Source organism: Collinsella sp. BA40, from assembly GCF_008014645.1.
Taxonomy (GTDB): domain Bacteria; phylum Actinomycetota; class Coriobacteriia; order Coriobacteriales; family Coriobacteriaceae; genus Collinsella.
Map to the genome: position 1 here is coordinate 57,510 of NZ_VOWY01000001.1, position 21,607 is coordinate 79,116.

Annotated in this window: 14 protein-coding genes; 10 read left to right on the top strand and 4 right to left on the bottom strand. The window is 65.5% G+C overall.

Translation table 11 applies throughout. The features are described from left to right. Window positions 1-89 precede the first annotated feature (89 nt). The 4 genes from E4J93_RS00260 to E4J93_RS00275 all read left to right on the top strand — a co-directional run bounded on the left by E4J93_RS00260 (window position 90) and on the right by E4J93_RS00275 (window position 4,538). Window positions 90-1,256, top strand: a complete 1,167-nt coding sequence (locus E4J93_RS00260) for an SIS domain-containing protein (RefSeq protein ID WP_147587488.1) — start codon at window positions 90-92, stop codon at window positions 1,254-1,256. Between the two features lie 142 nt (window positions 1,257-1,398). Beyond that, entirely contained in the window at window positions 1,399-2,559 is a 1,161-nt protein-coding gene (nagA, locus tag E4J93_RS00265; protein WP_147587489.1) for an N-acetylglucosamine-6-phosphate deacetylase, read from the top strand. A gap of 81 nt (window positions 2,560-2,640) precedes the next feature. Beyond that, window positions 2,641-3,516, top strand: a complete 876-nt coding sequence (locus E4J93_RS00270) for an aldose 1-epimerase family protein (RefSeq protein WP_147587490.1) — start codon at window positions 2,641-2,643, stop codon at window positions 3,514-3,516. Window positions 3,517-3,602: 86 nt separating this feature from the next. After that, a complete protein-coding gene (locus E4J93_RS00275; RefSeq protein WP_147587491.1) occupies window positions 3,603-4,538 on the top strand; it encodes a hexose kinase in 936 nt (311 codons plus the stop codon). Between the two features lie 90 nt (window positions 4,539-4,628). Here E4J93_RS00275 and E4J93_RS00280 read toward each other — a convergent pair whose 3' ends face one another. Further along, entirely contained in the window at window positions 4,629-5,432 is an 804-nt protein-coding gene (locus E4J93_RS00280; protein WP_147587492.1) for a DeoR/GlpR family DNA-binding transcription regulator, read from the bottom strand. 143 nt (window positions 5,433-5,575) lie between these two features. Continuing rightward, window positions 5,576-5,848 carry a hypothetical protein gene (locus tag E4J93_RS00285; RefSeq protein WP_147587493.1) on the bottom strand — a complete coding sequence of 91 codons (273 nt, stop codon included), beginning with the start codon at window positions 5,846-5,848 and terminating at the stop codon, window positions 5,576-5,578. Between the two features lie 27 nt (window positions 5,849-5,875). On the opposite strand from E4J93_RS00285, the gene E4J93_RS00290 reads away from it, so the two are divergent. The 3 genes from E4J93_RS00290 to E4J93_RS00300 all read left to right on the top strand — a co-directional run bounded on the left by E4J93_RS00290 (window position 5,876) and on the right by E4J93_RS00300 (window position 9,050). Beyond that, window positions 5,876-6,724 (top strand): class II fructose-bisphosphate aldolase, encoded by an 849-nt coding sequence (locus E4J93_RS00290; protein ID WP_147587494.1) that lies wholly within the window; start codon window positions 5,876-5,878, stop codon window positions 6,722-6,724. Window positions 6,725-7,010: 286 nt separating this feature from the next. Then, window positions 7,011-8,219 carry a DMT family transporter gene (locus E4J93_RS00295; RefSeq protein ID WP_187231536.1) on the top strand — a complete coding sequence of 403 codons (1,209 nt, stop codon included), beginning with the start codon at window positions 7,011-7,013 and terminating at the stop codon, window positions 8,217-8,219. 45 nt (window positions 8,220-8,264) lie between these two features. Then, window positions 8,265-9,050 carry a 4Fe-4S dicluster domain-containing protein gene (locus E4J93_RS00300; RefSeq protein ID WP_147587495.1) on the top strand — a complete coding sequence of 262 codons (786 nt, stop codon included), beginning with the start codon at window positions 8,265-8,267 and terminating at the stop codon, window positions 9,048-9,050. A gap of 141 nt (window positions 9,051-9,191) precedes the next feature. On the opposite strand, the gene E4J93_RS00305 is transcribed toward E4J93_RS00300, so the two are convergent. Both E4J93_RS00305 and E4J93_RS00310 read right to left on the bottom strand, forming a co-directional pair. Beyond that, window positions 9,192-12,806, bottom strand: a complete 3,615-nt coding sequence (locus tag E4J93_RS00305; RefSeq protein ID WP_147587496.1) for an InlB B-repeat-containing protein — start codon at window positions 12,804-12,806, stop codon at window positions 9,192-9,194. A 371-nt stretch (window positions 12,807-13,177) separates the two neighbouring features. Then, window positions 13,178-14,233 carry a low specificity L-threonine aldolase gene (locus E4J93_RS00310; protein WP_147587497.1) on the bottom strand — a complete coding sequence of 352 codons (1,056 nt, stop codon included), beginning with the start codon at window positions 14,231-14,233 and terminating at the stop codon, window positions 13,178-13,180. Between the two features lie 177 nt (window positions 14,234-14,410). On the opposite strand from E4J93_RS00310, the gene hisS reads away from it, so the two are divergent. From hisS to aspS, 3 genes are all read left to right on the top strand, one after another. After that, window positions 14,411-15,721: a histidine--tRNA ligase gene (gene hisS, locus E4J93_RS00315; protein ID WP_147587498.1), complete on the top strand. Its 1,311-nt coding sequence runs from the start codon at window positions 14,411-14,413 to the stop codon at window positions 15,719-15,721. 126 nt (window positions 15,722-15,847) lie between these two features. Beyond that, window positions 15,848-18,673: a phosphoenolpyruvate carboxylase gene (locus E4J93_RS00320; protein WP_370511753.1), complete on the top strand. Its 2,826-nt coding sequence runs from the start codon at window positions 15,848-15,850 to the stop codon at window positions 18,671-18,673. Between the two features lie 485 nt (window positions 18,674-19,158). Further along, complete coding sequence (gene aspS / locus E4J93_RS00325) at window positions 19,159-20,913, top strand: aspartate--tRNA ligase (protein ID WP_147587649.1); 1,755 nt, start codon at window positions 19,159-19,161, stop codon at window positions 20,911-20,913. Window positions 20,914-21,607: the final 694 nt, after the last annotated feature.

Genomic DNA, 21,607 nt, shown 5'->3' on the forward strand with positions numbered 1-21,607 from the left:
TCTACATTGGCAAACTGGTTACAACCAGCAAACCAATGCAGGCATATACTACAAGGTAGTTGGCCTACTGTGAAAGAGAGGTATTGTCAATGTTCGAGAAGGATCTTGAGAGCCTGAAGGCCCTCGGCGCCGACATCACCGCCGGTGAGATTAAGCAGCAGCCCGAGCTGTGGCTGGACACCCTCAACATCTACAAGGAGAACAAGGACGCTATCGATGCGTTCCTGGCCGAGGCTCGCGCCATGGGCGAGGGCCGTCTGTCCGTCGTCTTCACCGGTGCTGGCACCTCCGATTACGTCGGCGATACCTGCGCTCCGTATCTGCGCCATGCCGGCGATACCGCGCTGTATGACTTCAAGCCCATCGCTACCACGGACATCGTTTCCGCTCCGCGCGATTTCCTGAACCCTGACGAGCCCACGGTTCTGGTGTCTTTCGCCCGCTCCGGCAACAGCCCCGAGTCCCTTGCCGCCGTCCAGGTTGCCAAGACCTTCGTGAAGAACGTCAAGTTCATCAACATCACCTGCGCTCCCGAGGGCAAGCTTGCCGTCGAGTCTGAGGGCGATGCCGATCAGCTCACGCTGCTCATCCCGCGCGCCAACGACAAGGGCTTCGCCATGACCGGCTCCTATAGCTGCATGACGCTGCTCTCCACCCTTATCTTCGACTCCGCCGATTTCGACACCAAGGAGGCCTGGGTCAAGCAGGCTGCCGAGATGGGTGCCGAGGTCATCGAGCGCGAGGCCGAGATCGCCGACGTTCTGTCCGGCGACTTCAACCGCGTCACCTACCTGGGTTCCGGTTCCTTCGTTGGCCTGGCTCAGGAGGCTCAGCTTAAGATCCTCGAGCTTGCTCACGGCCTGGTTGCCACCTCTTGGGATTCCTGCATGGGCTACCGTCACGGGCCGAAGTCCTTCGTCGATGACAAGACCCTCGTCTTTGTCTTCATGAACAACGACGAGTACACCCGTAAGTACGATCTCGACATCCTCAACGAGATCAACGGCGACGAGATCGCCCAGAAGACCTTCGCTATCCAGCAGGATATGGCTCCGTCCTTCGAGGGCGCTTCCTTCACCTTCGCCGGCCGCGAGGCTCTGCCCGAGGGCTATCTGGCGCTTCCCTTCGTGATGTTCGCCCAGGTCGTCTCCCTGCTCAACTCCATCCGCGTGGGCAACACCCCCGACACCCCGTCGCCCACCGGTACCGTGAACCGCGTGGTCAAGGGTGTTACCATTCACCCGTTCGAGGCCTAATTTTCTGCCTCTGTGCGTGATTTCTGATCTATTCCGATCAACAATCCTCGCTTGATAGGCGCCCGCCCGGTCTGCTTGGACGGGCAGGCGCCTTTTGGGTATATAGAGACTCAATTGCACCAACTGTCTTAAGGAGACTGGTATGAGCACCTATGCAATCAAGGCCGATGCGTTCTATCTTCCCACGCGCGTGGCACGCGGTGGCTACCTCATGGTCGAGGACGGCGTCTTCGGAGCCTATGTAACCGAGAAGCCCGACTGCGATATCGTGGACTACAGCGGCAAGCAGATCGCCCCCGGCTATGTTGACACCCACATCCACGGGTTCGACAACCACGACATCATGGACTGCAAGGCCGAGAGCGTCGCCGCCGTTTCCCGCGGCATCCTGCGCAACGGCGTTACCAGCTACCTTCCCACCACGCTGACCGCAAGCACGGAGCAGCTCGAGAAGGCGTGTGCCAGCGTAGCCGAGTACGTGGAGGCCGGCGACGATACGCCGCACGCCCGTATCCACGGCATCTTCCTCGAGGGCCCCTTCTTCACCGAGAAGTACAAGGGCGCCCAGAACCCCGCCTATCTCTCTGCCCCCACGATGGACAAGCTTGAGAGCTGGCAGAACGCCGCCCACGGTCTCGTCAAGAAGGTCGCCGTGGCTCCCGAGTACGACGGTGCCGCCGAGTTCACCGCCCAGGCCGTCGCCTCCGGCGTCGTCGTGGCGCTCGGTCACTCCGCCGCCACCTGCGAGCAGGCCCAGGCCTGCCTCGATGCCGGTGCCAAGGTCTTCGTGCACACCTACAACGGCATGAGCGGTCTGCACCATCGTGAGCCCGGCATGGTAGGTGCCGCGCTGTCCAGCCAGGACAAGTCCTATTCCGAGCTCATCTGCGACGGCCATCATGTGAATCCCATCTCCGCCGGCATCGTTATGAATGCCAAGGGCCACGAGCACGTCGCGCTTATCACCGACTGCATGTGCGCCGGCGGTATGCCGGAAGGCGACTACTTCCTGGGCGAGCTTCCCGTCGTGGTCGCCGGGGGCACCGCGCGCCTGAAGGACGGCGGCTCGCTCGCGGGCTCCATCCTCAACATGAAGGATGCGGTGAAGAACGTCGTCGAGTGGGGCATCGCCACCAAGCAGGAGGCTGTCTACATGGCCACCCAGGCGCCCGCCGAGGCCAACGATATCGCCGACGAGTGCGGTTCCATCCGTCCGGGTCGCAACGCCGACTTCGTCGTTCTCGAGGACGATATGACGCTCGTCGAGACGTACCTGGCCGGCGAGTCCGTGTATCGCGCGTAACGCATCTGCATGGAATGAGCGGCGCCGCCGGTCTTCGCGACCGCGATGCGCCGCTCCCCAGGATGCACGAAGGAGATTGCATTGGAACACGTCCTTACCAACGGCGAGCTCACGGTTGCGCTGACGAGCGCCGGCGGCTCGTTTACCTCTCTGAGGGCGAACGGCCGCGAGTATCTCTGGCAGGGCGATCCTGCTGTATGGAGCGGTCAGGCGCCTATCTGCTTCCCCACCTGCGGTGGTCTGCGCGACGGCGCCGCGGTTACGGCCTCGGGCAAGCGAATCGAGCTGGCGCGCCATGGCTTCGCACGCAAGCAGGAGTTCGAGCTGATCGACGCGCAGGATGCGACCTGCGCGTACCGACTTGCTAGCAAGCCCGAGCTGCTCGAGCAGTATCCGTTCCCGTTCGAGCTCGTGGCCCGCTATGCCATCGAGGGAAAGCGCCTGAACGTGTCCTACGAGGTCACCAATACCGGTAGCGAGGACATGCCCTTCTTCATCGGCGGCCATCCCGGTTTCGCCTGCCCGCTCGATGTGGGCGAGTCCTACAGCGATTACAAGCTGCGGTTCGAGGCCGATGAGGCCGACGAGCTGTGCTGCGCTGTGCCCGACACCGGCCTGATCGACGTGGAGGGTCGCGTGCCCAACCCCATGGTCGGGCGAGAGCTGCCGTTGACGCACGAGCTGTTCGACTTCGCCGAGACCATTTTCGACGTGCTGGAGAGCCGCGTGGTCGAGCTGGTGAAGAACGATGAGGAGAAGGGCGTACGCGTCCGGTTCGACGACATGCCGTATCTCATCGTGTGGGGCAAGACCGAGGGCGATTTCGTTGCCATCGAGCCCTGGGGTGGTCTGTCGACTTGCTCCGATGAGGACGACGTGTTCGAGCATAAGCGCGGATGCCTCGTTGCCCATCCGGGCGAGACCGTGGAGCGCGGCTTTAGCATCGAGGTGCTGTAGCGCCGAACCATCGGGAAGAACTGCGGGTGACGGTACGCCGCATGCCCGCGTTATTGGGAGAACGATTCGACGAAAGGAATCGAACAATGATTCTCACCGTTACCATGAACCCTGCCATCGATACCGCCTATCAGCTTGATAAGCTGGTCATCGACGACGTGAACCGCGTCTCGCCCAAGAAGACCGCGGGCGGTAAGGGTCTCAACGTTTCGCGCGTCCTCACGCAGCTGGGTGACGACGTCGTGGCAACCGGCCTGCTGGGCGGCCACATGGGCGCCTTCATGGGCGAGCTGATGGACGCCGACGGCATCAAGCACGACTTCACCCCCATCTCGGGCGAGACACGCATCTGCCTGAACATCCTGCATGAGGGCAACCAGACCGAGCTGCTCGAGAGCGGCCCCGAGGTCTCTGCCGACGAGCTCGCCGCCTTTACCGCGAAGTTCGAGGAGCTGGTCAAGCAGGCCGATTGCGTGACCATCTCCGGCTCGCTGCCCAAGGGTGTTCCCGCCGAGTATTACGTCGAGCTGCTGGCCCTGGCTACGGATGCCGGCGTGCCGCTGCTGCTCGATACGTCGGGTGCCGCGCTCAATGCCGCGCTCGAGAGCTCGTATGAGCCCACGCTCGTGAAGCCCAACCTCACCGAGATCAACGCGCTGCTTGGTACGAGCTATACGCCCGACCAGGTTGCCGATCTTGCGGCTGCGCTGCAGGCCGACGAGCGCTTCCAGGGTATTCCCTGGGTCGTCGTGTCCATGGGGTCCGCCGGCTCTTTCGGTTTCCATGACGGCAAGGTGTACCGCGCCGTCGTGCCGCCTATTCCCGCCGTCAACGCTACGGGTTCCGGTGACTCTACGATCGCCGGCTTCGCGCATGCCATCGCTGCGGGCGCCGATCCCGTGACCGTTCTGAAGACCGGCAATACCTGCGGTAAGCTGAATGCCATGGACCCGCAGACCGGCCATCTCGTTATCGAGAAGTGGGACGAGGTCTACAACGCCATCGAGGTTACCGAGCTGTAGGGCGGCTGCACGGCTTCGATAGATTGCAGGACGGGTCGCATGCCTTGGGCATTCGGCCCGTTCTTTCATCTGGAGAGCGAAGCCCGAAACTCAGGCAAGCCGCAACTCGGGGACTGGGGAACCCTCGGGCAGGTTCTGGAGCGCATGGGAGACGAACCCATGGGGGTCCGCGTCCATGATGATGGCGTCGGCATCCGAGGCGGCGGCGAAGCAGATCATGCAGTCCGAGTTTGCCTTGCTGGAGTCCATAAGCACGACCGTGCGCGCGGCGGCGCCGATGATTGCCTGTTTGAGCTGGGCCATTTGCGGGTAATCGGTCATGAATCCCCGGTTAGGAACGAAGCCGCCCGGACATACGACGGCGAGATCGGCATGGAGTATCTCGAGGGACCTCAAGGCGAGCAGGCCGCTGAGGTAGCGATGGCCCTTGCGCAGCGCGCCGCCGAGTACGATCACGTCGACGTTCGGAAGATTCTGGTCGATGTAGTCGGCGATGGTGATGTCGGCGGTAATGACTGTGATATCGGTGCGAGAATCGAGCATACGGACGAATTCCAGGGTGGTCGTGCCGGAATCGACGATGATGGTGTCGCCATCGTGGACGAGCTCGACGGCGCGGTGTGCGATGGCTTGCTTCGCATCGGCGTTGAGGTTGATCCGCTTGTCTTGGACGGAGACCTTCAGCGCCTTGTGGAGCGAGACGGCGCCGCCATGGGTTCGTCGAAGCTTTCCGTCGGCTTCAAGGGCGTCGAGGTCGCCGCGGATGGTGACCACGGATACGCCGAAGGTTTCAGCGAGCTCGGTGACCTGGACCGAAGTGCTTCGATCGAGCATGGACATGATGGCGCTGCGGCGCTCTTCGGCAAACGCGCGACCATGTGCGGAGGTGGCCATGGGCTTTCCTTTCGAGATCAGATGCCGCGGGAGCAGGGAGCCGCAATGGCCGGAAGGGGGGGGGGGGGACGGCTCCGAACGGGAGGGGCGGTTCTTGGGATACGTCTACGCAAGACATCCCGACGCGCCCAATTGTAGCGGAACTATGGAGAAGGCATTTTCATTTCTTTCTTTTTAGGAAAGAAAACAAGTTTCTTTTTACTTGCAATTTGAAAAAAGAAAACGAATTGCAAAGCTGGACGCGTGACGGAGTTCGAAAACCGCGCGGCTCCACTTTCTTTTTCTTCGCTACCGCCGACGGCGAAACCATTGCGTTTGGCAGGGTCATCGGCGCACGTAAAACGGGTTTTTCGTACAATACGGGCATGGAACGCCGAACAGCAGGGTTCGGCACTATGGCGCGCGATAACCCACATGAAGCGCGCAGGAGGGAGCGATAGCTCATGCTCGTAACCACCAAGGAGATGCTGCTCGACGCGCAGAAGAACCACTACGCCGTCGGCGCCTTCAACGTCGAGAACCTCGAGTTCGTCATGGCCGTCCTGGCTGCCGCCGAGGAGACCAAGTCCCCCGTCATCATGCAGACCACTTCCGGCACCATCAAGAAGACCGGCCTCGATTACTTCTACGGCATGGTCAAGGCTGCCGCCGAGCGCGCTTCCGTGCCCGTGGCCCTGCACCTCGATCACGGCGACGGCTACGATCGCTGCATGAAGGCCCTGCGCACCGGTTACACCTCCGTCATGATCGACGGCTCCCACGAGTCCTTCGAGGACAACATCGCCCTCACCAAGTCCGTGGCCGACGCCGGCGCCTGCATGGGCGTGCCCGTCGAGGCCGAGCTCGGCAAGGTCGGCGGCAAGGAGGACGACGTCGAGGTCGAGGGCGAGTCCCCCTACACCGATCCGGTCGAGGCCAAGGAGTTCGTCGAGCGCACCGGCTGCACCTCCCTCGCCATCGGCGTGGGCACCGCTCACGGCGTGTACACCGAGGAGCCCCACATCGACCAGGACGTCGTGAAGGCCATCCGCGCCGCCGTCGACGTGCCGCTGGTCCTGCATGGCACCTCCGGTGTGCCGGACGAGCAGGTCGCCGAGGCCGTCAAGAACGGCATCTGCAAGGTGAACTACGCCACCGAGCTGCGTCAGGCCTACACCAAGGGCTACATGGCCTACATGGCTGAGAACCCCAACAACTTCGATCCCAAGAACCCGGGTCAGGCCGGCATGGCCGAGATCACCAAGATCGTCAAGATCCGCATGGAGAACCTCGGTTCCGTGGGCCGCGCCTAATCGCTCGAAGCGCGTCTGCGCGGTCGACTGCATAGTCCCCCTTTTCCCTCCTGCCCCCGTTGGGGCGGGAGGGTTTTTTAACCCGCGGGACCGCGTGCAGCGAGCGTCGGCACTCGAGGGAGGCGTTCGCCGAACGGCGGATGCTTTATTCAAATGGATTGAGAAACCCCAGCTCAGCGTGGTACATTCTTCGTGCTAACACCAAGGTTCGCACGGATCTGCCGGACGCCTGCGCGCGCTTGCGCTCCGGTGCCCGGCGGGACCGCGAGGCGCAGGGGAGAAGCCTATGGAAGACGGTCGACCCGATGCGCGCGAGGCGGCGCGCGAGCCGCGCACGGTCGAAGAGGTGCGCGCGCTGAAGAAGGCCCATCCGGGTGGAACATGGAAGTATGCCTGCGCATGCCGGTCGGGGGTGCGCTACGAAGGGGAAAGCGAGGCGTGGAGTTCATTGAAAGAGATGATCGAAACCGAAGCACGTGGCAGCAAGACCGCGAATGCCCATGACGTCGAAGCGGAGTGGACGTCGCTGGTAGACGAGACGCGCGACAGCGTGCCGGTGCCGCCCGAGGACCGCGCGCCGGGCGCGCTGCGCGGCGCGGGTGCGCGCTCGCCGCTGTTCTGGAAGCTCATGCTGGTGGCCATGGCCCTCATCTGGGGCTATTCGTTCCTCACCATGAAGACGGTGCTCGACACCATTCCCACCTACATGCTGCTGGCCTGCCGCTTCCTGCCGTCGGCGGCCATCATGTTCGCCATCTTCCATAAGCGTATTCGCGCGCACTTCAATCTGGAATACCTGGGAATCGGCTTGCTGATGGGCTGCGTCATCTGGTCGGCGTACGGAACGCAGACGCTCGGCCTGGTGGATACCACGCCGGGTAAAAACGCCTTCCTCACCGGCACGTACTGCATCCTCGTGCCGTTCATCGCGTTCATCCTGTTCCGCGAGCGCATCACCAAGTGGCACATCTCCGCAGCGGTGCTGTGCCTGGTGGGCGTGGGCTTCGTGGCGCTCGACGACTTCTCCATCGGTCGCGGCGACCTGCTCACCCTGGTGGGAGCCGGCTTCTTCGCGCTGGATATGGCGGTCGTGGGCCATGTGGGGCGCACCCGCGACGTGAGCGTCCTGACGTTTTGGATGTTCCTGTTCGTGGGAACGTTCTCGTTGATCACCACCACGTTCTTCGAGCCTGTCGTTCCGGCCGCCATGTGGACGCCCGGCACCATCGGGCAGCTGGCCTTCCTCGCGGTCATGTGCACCACGGTGGGCCTGCTTTTGCAGAACCAGGCGCTGTCCCACGTGCCGCCGGCGACGGGCTCGCTGCTGCTGTCGCTCGAAAGCCCCTTCGGCGTGCTGTTCTCGGTGCTCGTGGCGGGCGAGGTGCTTACCGGCAAGCTTATCTTGGGCTTCGCGCTCATCTTCTTGTCTATCGTTTTGTCCGAGACCCACTTCAGCTTCCTGGCCAAGTGGCTGCCGGAGCGCAAGCGCGCATAAAGCGCCTGCGCGGCTTCTTGTGTTCGATTGAAAAGACGTGATGGTATGAAGATCGATTCGGTGCGCGCGCTGTATTTTACGGGCGCTGGTACGACGAAGACCGTGGCGCTGGCTTTCTGCAGGGCCATCGAGGCGCCGTTCGAGCTGGTCGACGCGACGCCGCGTTCATGTGAGCTCCGCGCCGCCCGCCCCGGCGATCTGCTGGTGTGCGCGGTTCCGTCCTATGGCGGCCGCGTGCCCGCTCCCTTCCTGGAGCGCTTGGCTTCGATGGGGCGCGCGAGCGAGCCCGTTCCCGCGGTCATGCTGGTCACCTACGGCAACCGCGCGGTCGACGATACGTTTATCGAGCTCGCCGATGCGCTCGACGCGCAGGGGATCGTGCCCGTGGGCGGTGCCGCCGTGGTGGCCCATCATTCTCTTATGACCAACGTGGCAGAGGGGCGTCCCGACGCCCAGGACCTGGCGGCGGTCGAGCAGCTCGCCCAGCGCGTGCGCTCCGCGCTCGAGGACGCGCCGTGCGTCGAGGACGCGCGCTTGGCGCAGGTTCCGGGAGCGCGGCCGTACCGTGCGTACGACGGCGTGCCGCTCCATCCGGTCTGCCAGGCCGATCGCTGCGTCCAGTGCGGCGCGTGCGTGGCGCTGTGCCCCGTGGGCGCGATCGATCCCGAGCATCCCGAGGACACCGATGAGGAGCGCTGCATCTCGTGCATGCGCTGCGTCGCTGCCTGCCATCGCGGCGCCCGCGAGATCGGCGGCGGCTTGAAGCTGGCGGTGGCGCGCAAGGCCTTTGCGCTCAAATGCGCCAAGCGCTGCGAGAGCTACCTGCTGTAAGGCGGTATCGGAAGCGCCTGCGCGCTCGATGTTGAAAGAGACTGAATAGCCCCGTTCCTCCAGGAGGGAGGAGCGGGGCTATTTCTCATGCGCGCGTCCGCGCGACCGAAGCGGCTCGCGCGTCGTGAGGCGCGCGTGCGGCTAGCGACGCTTCTTCAGCTTGCGGCCGGCGTAGACCGCGGCGGAACCGGCGGCCGCCGCGATTCCCGCGAAGGCGGCCATATCGCCGGTGGTGGGAAGGCCGCCGGGGCGTGCGGGCTGCTGCGGCTCGGGTTCGGGCTGCGGCTGGGGTTGCGGATCGGGCTTGGGCTGCGGCTGCGGCTGGGGCTGCGGCTCGGGTTCGGGCTCCGGCGCGACGTCTTTCTTGAAGTCGGCGACGAGCGTGAGGTCGTCCGTCACCGCGGTGCCGAAGTCGAACGGCTTGCCGTCGAGCGTCCAACCCTCGAAGGTGTAGCCCGCGCGGACGGGGTCGTCCTGCGGCTTGGAGACGGTCGAGCCGCTCTCCACCTCGGCCGTGGCAAACACGGCGTCGCCGTTCATGAACGTGACGGTGTGCTTCGCCACGGGCGCCGTTATCTTCTTCCAGGAGGCGGTGAGCACGAGGTCGCCGGTGACGGGCGCGTCGAAGTCGTAGCGCTCGGTGCCGTTGAGCCAGCCGAGGAACTCATAGCCCTCGCGTGCAGGCGTCGCGGGCTCGGCCACCTTCTGACCGTCGACGACCTTCACCTGCATGGCGGTTGCACCCTCGTAGCCGGGGTCGAACGTCACCGTGCGCTCGATGGGCTGCGGCTCCGGCTGCTGTTGGGCGGGTACCTTCACGATGGTGAAGGAGTGCGGCGCAAGCTCGATGCGGGGCGCGGCCTGCTCGGCGGTCATCGTGCTCGTATCGATCCGCACGGCGTCGGGTCGCTCGGGCGTGTTGGCAGCTGTGAAGTCGTCGCCGGCGAGCGAGCGGATCTCGAGGGCGCGGCCGGTGAGGTCGACGCCGGGGATGCTCAGCTTCATGGCGCCCGCCTCGGCGAGGCCAAGGTTGACGATGGCGACGTAGATGTTGCCCGCGGTGTCGGTAGACGCCATCACGTCGTACTGCTTCACGCCGTTGGAGAGCACCGGCATGGCGGCTGTCCGGGCGGTCACGATGTTCGTGCCGAAACCGCCGTTCAGCATGGTGAAGACGCTTGCACTGGGCGTCTTGAAGAAGGTGAAGGCGCCCTCGCCGGTCTTGGTGTCGCCGCTGCCCTTCACGGGAACGGCCTGGATCACGGCCTGCTGGGTGGGGCCGAGCGAGTCGGCGCCATCGGAGTACCAGTCGACGAGGCAGTGCTTCTGGATATAGGGGCTGCCCAGCTCCACGTAGTCCATGATGGCGCGCGCGATGTAGAGCGCGTGCGTCTGGGAGCGCAGGAGCAGGTTTTGCGAGCGGAAGATGCCGTACTCGCTGATGACGGGGACCTTGTTGGGATCGTACTTCTGCATGAGCTTGACGTAGCCTGCCACGTGCTCGCGCTTGTTGTCGCCGAGTTTCATGGCCTGCAGGTAGAAGGCCTCGTTATTGCCGTTGTTGCCGGGGTCGCCCGAGTAGGGATGGATGGTGAGGCCGTCGTACAGCGCATCGTGGCCGCCTTCGTGCATCTTGTTGACGAAGCCCTCGGTCTCGTAGCTCGAGTAGATGTGGATCTCGCCCGCGGGCTGGCCTGCGCGCGTGCGATCGGCGTTGATCTGCGCCATGGTCTCGCGCATCTTGCGCGAGACGGCCACGAAGCCGTCGCGGTTCACGGAGTAGTCGACGGTGATCTTGGCGTCCTTGGCGGGAATCATGCCGTGGGCGCCGTCGCCGAAGGTGAAGTAGCCGGTCTTGGCGTCGAGCTGGTAGACCTTGTCGGCGGCGCCGGCGGCCTTGAGGTCGTCGACGCGGCGCCACTCCTCGCCCGCCACCTTCACCTTGACGGAGCCGACGTTCACCGCGGTGAAATCGGCGTAGTCGGACGCCTTCTTATCGCGCTCGACGCGCGCATAGCGCATGCCGAACTCCTGGTTGGCTTTGCCGGTCGATTTTGAGGCGGTTTCGTTCCAGTTGCCGCGCACGACGGCGTACTGGTTGGTGAACGAGGCGGTGCCGCCGTCGATATAGGCTTTCTCGGGTCCGCCGGGAACGCTTGCGGTCCAGTACTGCTGCGACGAGTTGCCGTCGGCGCCGCCCTGGTTCATCTCGTTGCCGATCTCGAAGTAGCGCACGTTGAACGGCTCGGGGTGGCCGAGGTCGCGGCGGACGTCGGCCCAGGCGGTGCCGCCGTTGGGATTGGTGCCCGCTGCGGCGTTGAGGAACTCGATGAGGTCGGCGGCGTCGTTTGCATCGCCTCGACCCAGCGCGTACACGTAGACGATCTCGGAACCGTGCTCCTGCGCGAAGGTTCCGATCTCGGAGATGCCGAAGTTGGGCGCGATGCCGCCCTGGCCGCTGTTGTTATAGAAGCCGTGGATCTGGTTGGTGCGCTCCTCCTTCTTGCCGAGCGTCTCCTTCCAGTTGAAGAGGTTGGAGATGGTGCCGCCCGGATAGCGGATGGAACCGAAGCCCGCCTCGTCGTAGAGCTTCGCGAACTCGTCTTTGACCTTCATGGCCTGGGAGTCGAAGGTGCCGTAGCCGTTGAAGGCGTAGCGGTGGTTGATGCCGAAGACGGCGTCATCCACCGTGCGCGTGACGTGGCTCGTGTCGACGCTCACCTGCACGCCGAGGGCGTAGACGGCGCCGATGGCCTGGGCCAGCTCCTCTTTCGCCTGCTTGATGGCGCCGGCGCCGGCGTTCTCCAGGGCCGTCTCGGCCTTCTTCACGGCAGCGTCCAGCGCGGCGTACTCGGCGGAGTCGTCGCCGTTCCTAAGGAGCTCTTTCGCGCTGGCCACCAGGCGCTGGAGCTCGGCCTTGGTGCTCGCCACCTCGAGCTCGGCTTTGACCGCGCCGTAGGAATCGTAGAGCCGCTTGGCCTCGTCGGCGGAGAGCGCCTTGTTGTACAGGCGCAGCTCGTCGAGCTTGCCCTCGAAGCGCTCGGTGTTATTCGGCTGCGCGGCATCGGAGCCCCAGGAGCCCAGCACGAGGCCCACGGCGCCGGCGGGCAGGGACTGCGACCAGCTGCCGGAGCCCAGCTCCTTGCCGTTGAGGTAGAGCTTGATGCTCTTGGCGGCGCCGTTATTCGTGACCTGCTTGACCACGGTGACGTGCTGCCATGCGGCGCGCGAGGGGTTTTTACCCAGCGTGATATTGCTGTCGGCCTTGTCGATGGAGGAGGAGAAGGTGCCGTCCTTCCATTCGGTGAGGACGGAGGTGGGCTGGCCGGCGGAATGCAGCAGGACGGTGCGCTTGCCCGCCGCGGGCTGGCTGCTATCGGCATCGCGGATCCAGAACGAGACGGTGAAGTCCTTCTGCTGCTCCAGCGCCCCGCGCACGCGCACGTCGTGCGCGTCGTTCTTGTCGGTGAACGACAGACTCTTGCCCAGGGAGGCCAGCCCGCTGTCCTCGACCTTCACGGTGCCGTTCGGATCGGCCACCTTTTCGATGCTGAAGTTCTTGCTGCCGGCGCCCTTCAGCGGCTGGTCTCCTTCGAAGGTCCAGATGCCGGTGGCGCCCTCGGGGGCGGCGGTGGCGGCGAGGGCGGGCCTGGCGCTCGCGCCGAGCGCCAGCGCGAGCGCCAGGCCCGCACCGACGCAGGCCGCGCGACGCAGGCCGCGCGACGGTATATCCGCTTCCTGACTTCGTAGCTTCATGAAGCCGTCCTTTCTCGCTCGCGCAGGCGAAGCGACGTTGGCAGGTGCGGCGCGCGCGATATGGTCAGCGTGCGCCGATCGTACACATAGCGATACAACCTACCATGCGGCGACGAGTGGAAAGGAGGGCTCCGACCGGGCAACCCGTGTACGGATGAAATACCGATGCAAGCGGTAGTGAAGTGGGGGAAAGCGCCCGCGGGCGCGCCGGGGGAGGGCGCGGGCGCGGGCGAGGTGGTGCGAGGGGTTGGTGGATGCCGGCCGGCGTGGTGCCGCGGCGGCGAGGGGCGCCTCGATGTCCATCGGGGGGGCGCCGCCGGGCGTCTGCGTGCGGTGCTTTTAGCTGGCACCCCCGTGGGCGCCTTTAAGCGCTATAGCAGCGTGCGCGCGAACGCGACGGCCTCGTCGACCGCTTCCATCGGCGTGGCCCAGCTCGTCACGAAGCGTGCGACGGGGCGCCCGTTCACATAGGTGACCTCGGCGCCCAGGTCGGCTTCGAGCTGTTCCGCCTGCGGGCGGGTGCACCAGAAGAACTGCTGGTTACCCATGGTGCGGATGTAGGGCTCGAGGCCGGCGTCCTCCAGTCCGCGGGCAAGCGCCACGGCGCAGGCGTTGGCATGGGCCGCATGGCGCAGGTAGGGAAGGGAGCCGTCGGCTCCGGGGGTGAACGCCGCCTGGAACTGGACGCCCATGAGGCGGCCCTTGGCGGTCATGTGCCCCGCTCGCTTGATGAGGTAGGGGATGCGGTCGCATGCGCGGCGCGTGCGCTCGGTGCGCGGGTTCACGACGAGCGCCTCGCCGAACAGCATGCCCGCCTTGGTGCCGCCGAGCGTGAAGGCGTCGGCGCGCGCGGCGATGTGCCGGAGCTCGAGGTCGCCGTCGGACGCCGCCAACGCGCTGGCCATGCGCGCGCCGTCCACGTAGACGGCGAGGCCGTGGCTCTCCGCCCAGTCGCACAGGCGGTCGAACTCGGCGCGCGTGTACACGTGCCCCAGTTCCGAGGTGTTGGAGAAGTAGATCATCGCCGGGCGCGTGGCGTGGCAGCCGCCAGCCGTCGTCTGAACGTAGATGCGCTCGCACTCCTCGGGCGTGAGCACGCCGTTCGCGTCGGCGGTCGCCAGGATGCGGCGGCCACATGCCTCGATGGCACCCGTCTCGTGCGCGGTGGGATGCGCGTCGGCGGCGAGGATGGGCCCTTCGAATTCCTCGGTGAGCGCGCTGATGGCGATGGCGTTCGCCGCGGTGCCGCCGGGGATGAAGCGCACGAGCGCTTCGGGTTGCCCGCACGCGGCGCGAATCGTATCGGTGGCCTGCGCGCAGTGGCGATCGGTGCCGTAGCCGGGGGTCTGCTCGGCGTTGGTGCGCAGCAGGGCGTCGAGCATCTCGGGCGCGGCGCCCTCTGAGTAGTCGTTGCGGAACTGGTGCATGGCGTCTCCCTTGGATGGCCGGCGCGCCCTCGACGCGCGCCGGATGGATATAGCGTGCCCGCTCGTGTGGTATTCGCGGGTATGATGCAGCGGGCGGCTGCGTGGTTTGCGGCCCACCCATATAATAGGAGAGTTACGAATGCGCCCCCGGGCGAATTATGATGGAAGGAAGTATGCATGCAGGCACAGAGGGCTGAGGGCACCAAGGACCTGATCGGTCGCGAGATGCGCGCGTGGCAGCGGATGCAGGAGGTGGCCTCCGAGGTATTTGGCCCGTACGGTTTCGATGCGATCGAGACCCCGGCCATCGAGCAGGTCGATGTCTTCGTCCATGGTATCGGCCAGTCCACCGACGTGGTGCGCAAGGAGATGTTCCGCGTGTTCTCCGGCGCCAACTTCGCTCGCGTGCTCGAGGAGGGCACCGACGCCAAGCTCAAGGCCAAGCAGCGTCTGGCCCTGCGTCCCGAGGGCACGGCCGGCGTGGTGCGCGCCGCCGTGGAGAACGGCTTGGTGGCCCAGGGATCCGCCCCGTTCAAGGGCTGGTACGCCGAGGCGATGTTCCGCGGCGAGCGCCCGCAGAAGGGGCGCCTGCGCCAGTTCCACCAGGTGGGCATCGAGTGGCTCGACGCGTCCGACCCCGCCGCCGACGCCGAGTGCATCATCATGCTCATGGAGTTCTATAAGCGCCTGGGCTTCGACCTGTCGCAGCTGCGCCTGCTTATCAACTCGATGGGCGACCCGGCGTGCCGCCCCGCCTATCGCGATTCGGTGCGGGCCTTCATCCTCGACCACGCCGACGAGATGTGCCCCGAGTGCCTGGAGCGCGCCGAGCTCAACCCGTTGCGCGCCTTCGACTGCAAGAACGAGCACTGCCACGCCATCATGCAGGACGCGCCGCTGATGCGCGAGAGCCTGTGCGACGAGTGCCGCGAGCACTACGAGCAGGTTAAGCGCTACCTGGATGCCGCCGGCATCGCCTACGTGGAGGACCCCACGCTCGTGCGTGGCCTGGATTACTATACGCGCACGGTCTTCGAGGTCGAGGCTCCCGGTGCGGGCGTGGGCTCCATCGGCGGCGGCGGCCGCTACGACGGCCTGGTCGAGCTCGAGGGCGGCAAGCCCACGCCGGCCGTGGGCTTCGCGGTGGGCTTCGAGCGCGCCATGCTGGCGCTCGAGGCCTTCGGCGGCGAGATGGCGTCGCCGGACCCCTCGTGCGTCTTCGTGGCCAACGCCGGCGACGAGCTGCGCGGCGAGGTGTTCGCCCTCGCGCGCGAGCTGCGCGAGGCAGGCATCCGCACCGAGGCCGACTATCTGGGTAAGAAGCTCAAGGCCCAGTTCAAGCTGGCCAACAAGCTCAACGCGGCCACCATGGTGGTCGTGGGCGGCGACGAGCTCGCACAGGGCAACGTGCGCGTGCGCGACATGGCCACGGGCGAGGAGCGCCTCGTCCCCCGCGCCTCCGTCGTCGACGAGCTGCGCGCCCGCTAGGCCTTGCGCGCGGCCGCGCCCGGTCGATTCTGTGGAGGGCGCTCGGATATCGGGCGCTTGGAGGGCGCCGCATCGCCGTATACTGAAAGAAACACGTGTTCACGCTTTTATCCGAAAGGACCTGCCGTGACAGAGGAAACCAAGCATCAAACCGAAGACGTCGCCACCGTGTCGGGCGGCGCGGCGGTCGAGTCGGTCAGCCGCATCGACCGGGATGAGGCCCGCGCCGCGATGCAGGCGCTCTCCGAGTTCAACATCCCCGCGCAGCTGCGCGACCATCTGGCGCTGTTCGTGCGCCTGGAGCGCCGCGTGCTGCGCGAGTACGACGAGGAGATCTGCAATATCTTCGACCGGCTGCTCGCGAGCGTCATCGCCGCCAACGAGGGGGACCCGGGCGCGGAGGCCGCGGCGGACCCCACGAACGAGGAGGGCGTCCCCACTACGCAGAGCGCCACGGCCGACGCGTTCCGCGATGCCGTGGAGCTCATCGACTCGCTGCCGCTCGACCGCGCGCAGGTGATCGTCCGCGCGTTCACCACGTTCTTCCACCTGGCCAACCTTTCCGAGGAAAACTACCGCGTCGAGAAGCTGCGTCGCCGCGAGAGCGAGGTGTCCATCGATTCCCCCGTCGATCCGGCCAACGAGCTCACCGTGGCTTATCGCCAGCTCATCGACGAGGTGGGCGTGGGCCGCGCCAACGAGCTGCTCAACCGCCTCGAGTTTCACCCGGTGTTCACCGCGCACCCCACCGAGGCGCGCCGCAAGGCCGTGGAGGGCAAGATCCGCCGTATCGCGCGGCTGCTCGCCGAGCGCTCGCGCCTGGGCGGCTCCGACCTCATGGAAAACGAGCGCCATCTGCTGCAGGAGATCGACGCCCTGGTGCGCACGACGCCCATCGCGCCGAAGAAGCCCACGCCCGTCGAGGAAGCCGATACCATCATCGACATCTTCGACAACACGCTGTTCGACACCATCCCCATGGTGTACCGTCGCTTCGACGACTGGGTCCTGGGCGACCGCGCGGGCACGGTGCCGCCGGTGTGCCCGGCGTTCTTCCATCCCGGCAGCTGGATCGGCACCGATCGCGACGGCAACCCCAACGTGACCGCCAAGGTGAGCCGACAGGTGGCGGCCAAGTTCGCGTCGCACATGATCAGCGCCCTCGCGAACAAGTGCCGCCGCGTGGGCCGCAACCTCACGCTCGAGGCCAAGTACACCAAGCCTACCGACGAGCTGCTCAACCTGTGGAACCACCAGGTCGAGATGAGCGAGATCCTCACCGATCGCGCCAGCATGATCTCTAAATCCGAGCCCCATCGCGCGGTGATGCTGGTCATGGCCGCGCGCTTGGACGCCACGGTGGCGCGCAACGCCGACACCATGTACGACTCGGCCGATGAGTTCCTGGCCGACCTGCGCGTGGTGCAGCGCTCGCTCGCCGAGGCGGGCGCGGTGCGCGCGGCCTACGGACCGGTCCAGACCATCATCTGGCAGACCGAGACCTTCGGCTTCCATATGGTCGAGACCGAGTTCCGCCAGCATTCCGTCGTGCACGAGCGCGCCCTGGCCGATATCCGCGAGCACGGCGTCCATGGCGAGCGCGGCGAGCTGGCGCCCATGACGCGCGAGGTGCTCGACACCTTCCGCGCGATGGGCAGCATCCAGAAGCGCTACGGCCTCAAGGCCGCGCGCCGCTACATCATCTCGTTTGCCAAGAGCGCCCAGAACGTCGCCGACGTGTACGAGCTGGCGCAGCTGGCGTTCGCGCATGCCGAGGACGTCCCCGCCATCGATGTGATCCCGCTGTTCGAGCAGCTCGAGGACCTCGAGGGCTGCGTCGACGTGCTCGACGGCATGCTGCAGATCCCCGCGGTGCAGAAGCGCCTGGCGCAGACCAATCGCAAGCTCGAGGTCATGCTCGGCTACTCAGATTCCTCCAAGGACGCCGGCCCCACCACCGCCACGCTCGCGCTGCATTCCGCGCAGGCGCGCATCGCCGCGTGGGCCGAGCGCAACAACATCGACCTGGTGCTCATGCACGGCCGCGGCGGCGCCGTGGGCCGCGGTGGCGGCCCGGCCAACCGCGCGGTGCTCGCGCAGCCCAAGGGCTCGGTCAATTGCTGCTTCAAGCTGACCGAGCAGGGCGAGGTCATCTTCGCCCGGTACGGCAACCCGGCGCTGGCCCAGCGCCACGTGGAGAGCGTCGCGGCGGCCACGCTGCTTAACTCGGCTCCGTCGATCGAGCGCGTGAACACCCAGACCACCGAGGAGTTCGCCGATATGGCGGCGCGCCTCAACGAGGTGTCGCACCAGACCTATCTCGACCTGTTGAACACGCCCGAGTTCACGCCGTGGTTCTCCACCGTGACCCCGCTGACCGAGGTCGGCCTGCTGCCCATCGGTAGCCGCCCGGCAAAGCGCGGCTTGGGCGCCAAGTCGCTCGACGACCTGCGCACCATCCCCTGGGTCTTCAGCTGGAGCCAGGCCCGCATCAACCTGGCGGCCTGGTACGGCCTGGGTTCGGCGTGCGAGGCGCTGGGCGACCTCGACCTCCTTCGCCGCGCCTATGCCGAGTGGCCGCTGTTCAGCACGTTCATCGACAACATCGAGATGTCCATCGCCAAGACCGACGGCCGCATCGCCAAGATGTACCTTGCCCTGGGCGACCGCGAGGACCTGGCAGCCAAGGTGTTCGAGGAGATGCAGCTTACGCGCACGTGGACGCTGGCCATCACCGGCAACGCCTGGCCGCTCGAGAAGCGCCGCGTACTCGGCCGCGCCGTCCGCGTGCGCAATCCGTTCGTGGACGCGCTGTCCCTGGCTCAGGTTCGCGCGCTGCGCGAGGTCCGCATGAACCAGGACGAGCTGTCCGAGGAGGCCAAGGCCGAATTCATGAGCCTCATCTTGGCGACCGTGACCGGAGTTTCCGCCGGCCTCCAGAATACGGGGTAATTCCAAGTGCGACATTGAGTTCGTACGCGACGCCGAGGGTCCGCGATGCATGTGCGCGACGCCCTCGGCGTTGTTTCGTTGCGCGCTTCGCGCCCGGGTCGGATCCAATCAGGAGCCACGATCTCATCTATATTGGATGTTCGCGCCCGAACCAGCCCCATCATCGTGCGCGAGGCTCGTTTTTCACCCTGGACAATGTCATTTCAGCGTCACGAGCAAATGTCACATCCCTGTTACGCGCGCACGCAACGCGTTCTTCTCCTCACGCTTGCGCCCGCCTTCCGCTATCCTATTGAACTATCGCGCGAGCACCGCCTTCGATTTCGGACGTGCTGTTGTTCGCGCGTGGCCCGTCCGAGCTCCTATCGGCTCCGGGTCCTGTCCCGCTGCGCGGTCTACGCAGGCGGGGCCATCTGTACGACAAGCCGCCCGGACCGACACGGGGTGGCACGGATGAGGAGGTTTTCGTGACTGAAATCCGCTCCATGCACACGCATACCTGCAACGAGCTCCGCCGCGAGCACATCGGCCAGGAGGTCACGCTCACCGGTTGGGTGTGGCGCCGCCGCGACCACGGCGGGCTGATCTTCGTCGACCTGCGCGACCGCGAGGGCGTGACGCAGGTTTCCTTCGACCCCGAGCACTCCGGCGGCACCGCGTTCCATACCGCCGAGACGATTCGCTCCGAGTGGCCCATCAAGGTCACCGGCGTGGTGCGCGAGCGCCCCGAAGGGCAGGCCAACGCCAAGCTCGCCACCGGCGAGATCGAGGTGCTCATCTCCCATATCGAGGTGCTCAATACCTCCAAGACCCCGCCGTTCCAGATCGAGGACCACGTCGAGGCGGGCGAGGACATTCGCCTGCGCTATCGCTACCTCGACATCCGTCGTCCCAAGATGATGGCCAACCTGCAGATGCGCTCCGATTTCACGTTCGCCATCCGCCAGGCGCTGCATGACCGTCTGTTCATGGAGGTCGAGACTCCGGCCCTGTTCAAGTCCACGCCCGAGGGCGCGCGCGACTTCCTGGTTCCCAGCCGCATCCAGCCCGGTCATTTCTACGCGCTGCCCCAGTCCCCGCAGCTGCTCAAGCAGCTCCTTATGGTGGGCGGCGTCGAGCGCTACTACCAGGTTGCCAAGTGCTTCCGCGACGAGGACCTGCGCGCTGACCGCCAGCCCGAGTTCACCCAGGTCGACATCGAGATGAGCTTCGTCGACCAGGACGATGTCATGAGCACGCTCGAGGACGTGCTGTCCGACGCTTTCGCCAAGATGGGCGTCGACATGCCCACGCCGCTGCGCCGCATCGACTACTGGGACGCCATGGATACCTACGGCTCCGACAAGCCCGACACGCGCTTCGGCATGGAGCTGCACGACGTGACCGGCATCTTCACCGAGTCCAAGTTCAAGCTGTTCGCCAGCGCCGCCGCCACCGAGGGTCAGTACGTCAAGGCTATCAACGCGAAAGGCGCCGGCACCTGGCCGCGCGCGCAGATCGATAAGCTGGCGGGCGTCGCCGCCGACTTCGGCGCCAAGGGCCTGGCCTGGATCGCCTTCCGCGAGGACGGTTCCGTGAACAGCCCCATCGTCAAGTTCTTCACCGACGACGAGATGGCTGCGCTGCGCACCGAGATGGACGCCCAGCCCGGCGACCTCGTGATGTTCGCCGTGGCCGACCGCAAGGGCGCCGACGAGATCCTGGGTGGCATGCGCAACCATATGGCCGATGCGCTTGAGCTGCCGCGCGAGGGCCACGACTTCCTGTGGGTCGTCAACTTCCCGCTGTTCCATTGGGACGAGGAGCGCGGCGCCTACGAGGCCGAGCACCAGCCCTTCACCCTGCCCAGCACCGACGACCTCGAGGCTATTAAGGCCGACCCGCTGGCCGCGGGTTCCTGCACCTATGATTTCGTCATGGACGGCTACGAGGCCGGTGGCGGCGGCATGCGCATCCATAATTCCGAGATGCAGCTCGCCATGCTCGAGATGCTCGGTTTCACCATCGAGGGCGCGCGCGAGCAATTCGGTTTCCTCATGGACGCCCTCGAGTTCGGTGCGCCGCCCATGGGTGGTTTCGCGCTCGGTCTCGATCGCGTGTGCATGCTGCTGGCCGGCGCCGATTCCATTCGCGAGGTCATGGCGTTCCCCAAGACCAGCTCCGGTTCCGACCTCATGTCCGATGCCCCCAGCGCCGTCTCCGGGCGACAGCTCAAGGAAGTTGGCCTTCGCATCGACTAGGGGTTTACGGGGCACCTGGTGACCTCGTTCTTTCATTTCCGGACGCTGCGCACGAGGCACGCGCTGCTTCAGCAAAACTAAAGCGGGTCCGCCTTCGGCGGACCCGCTTTAGTTTTGATGCGTCCTTTACGCAGGTTTGACGTGGGCTTCTCACAATAGAGGTGGTTAGCGGGGCGCCGTTGCTCTTCCTTGCTCCGAGCGCGGACGCCCCAGCACCTGTAAGGAGGCGCCCATGTTGCAGGCTATGATGAACTACCTGGTCCTTCTTTGTATCCTTATGATGCTCGCCATCGGTGTCGGAATGGCGATCCATAAGGGATGGCTGCGCTAGGGCGAATCGCTCCTTCGCGCACGTGGCGCTTGCGATGCGATGCGGTTGCACGCGTTAAATCCCGTGTAGTGGTCAAATTGCAAATCTCTGTGGCATACATCCCGTGATACATGCTGTGCTTGCGCGATCTGCACTCGTTCGCTGCCGCATGCTTCCTTAGATAACAGACAATTGTTGTAAATCTAGGGGGCACATCCTTGAACGACGGGGGAGGGGGCGTCGGAAGAGGGGCCCGCGCGGGCATTCCGTCTCCGAATGAGCGTCTTCAGCTCTTCCGGCTCGCCCGGCGGTGCCACACGGATTAGGTATTTGACCATAATGGCAAGATTCAACAATGCGCTCGAAAATAGCATTGCAAACTAT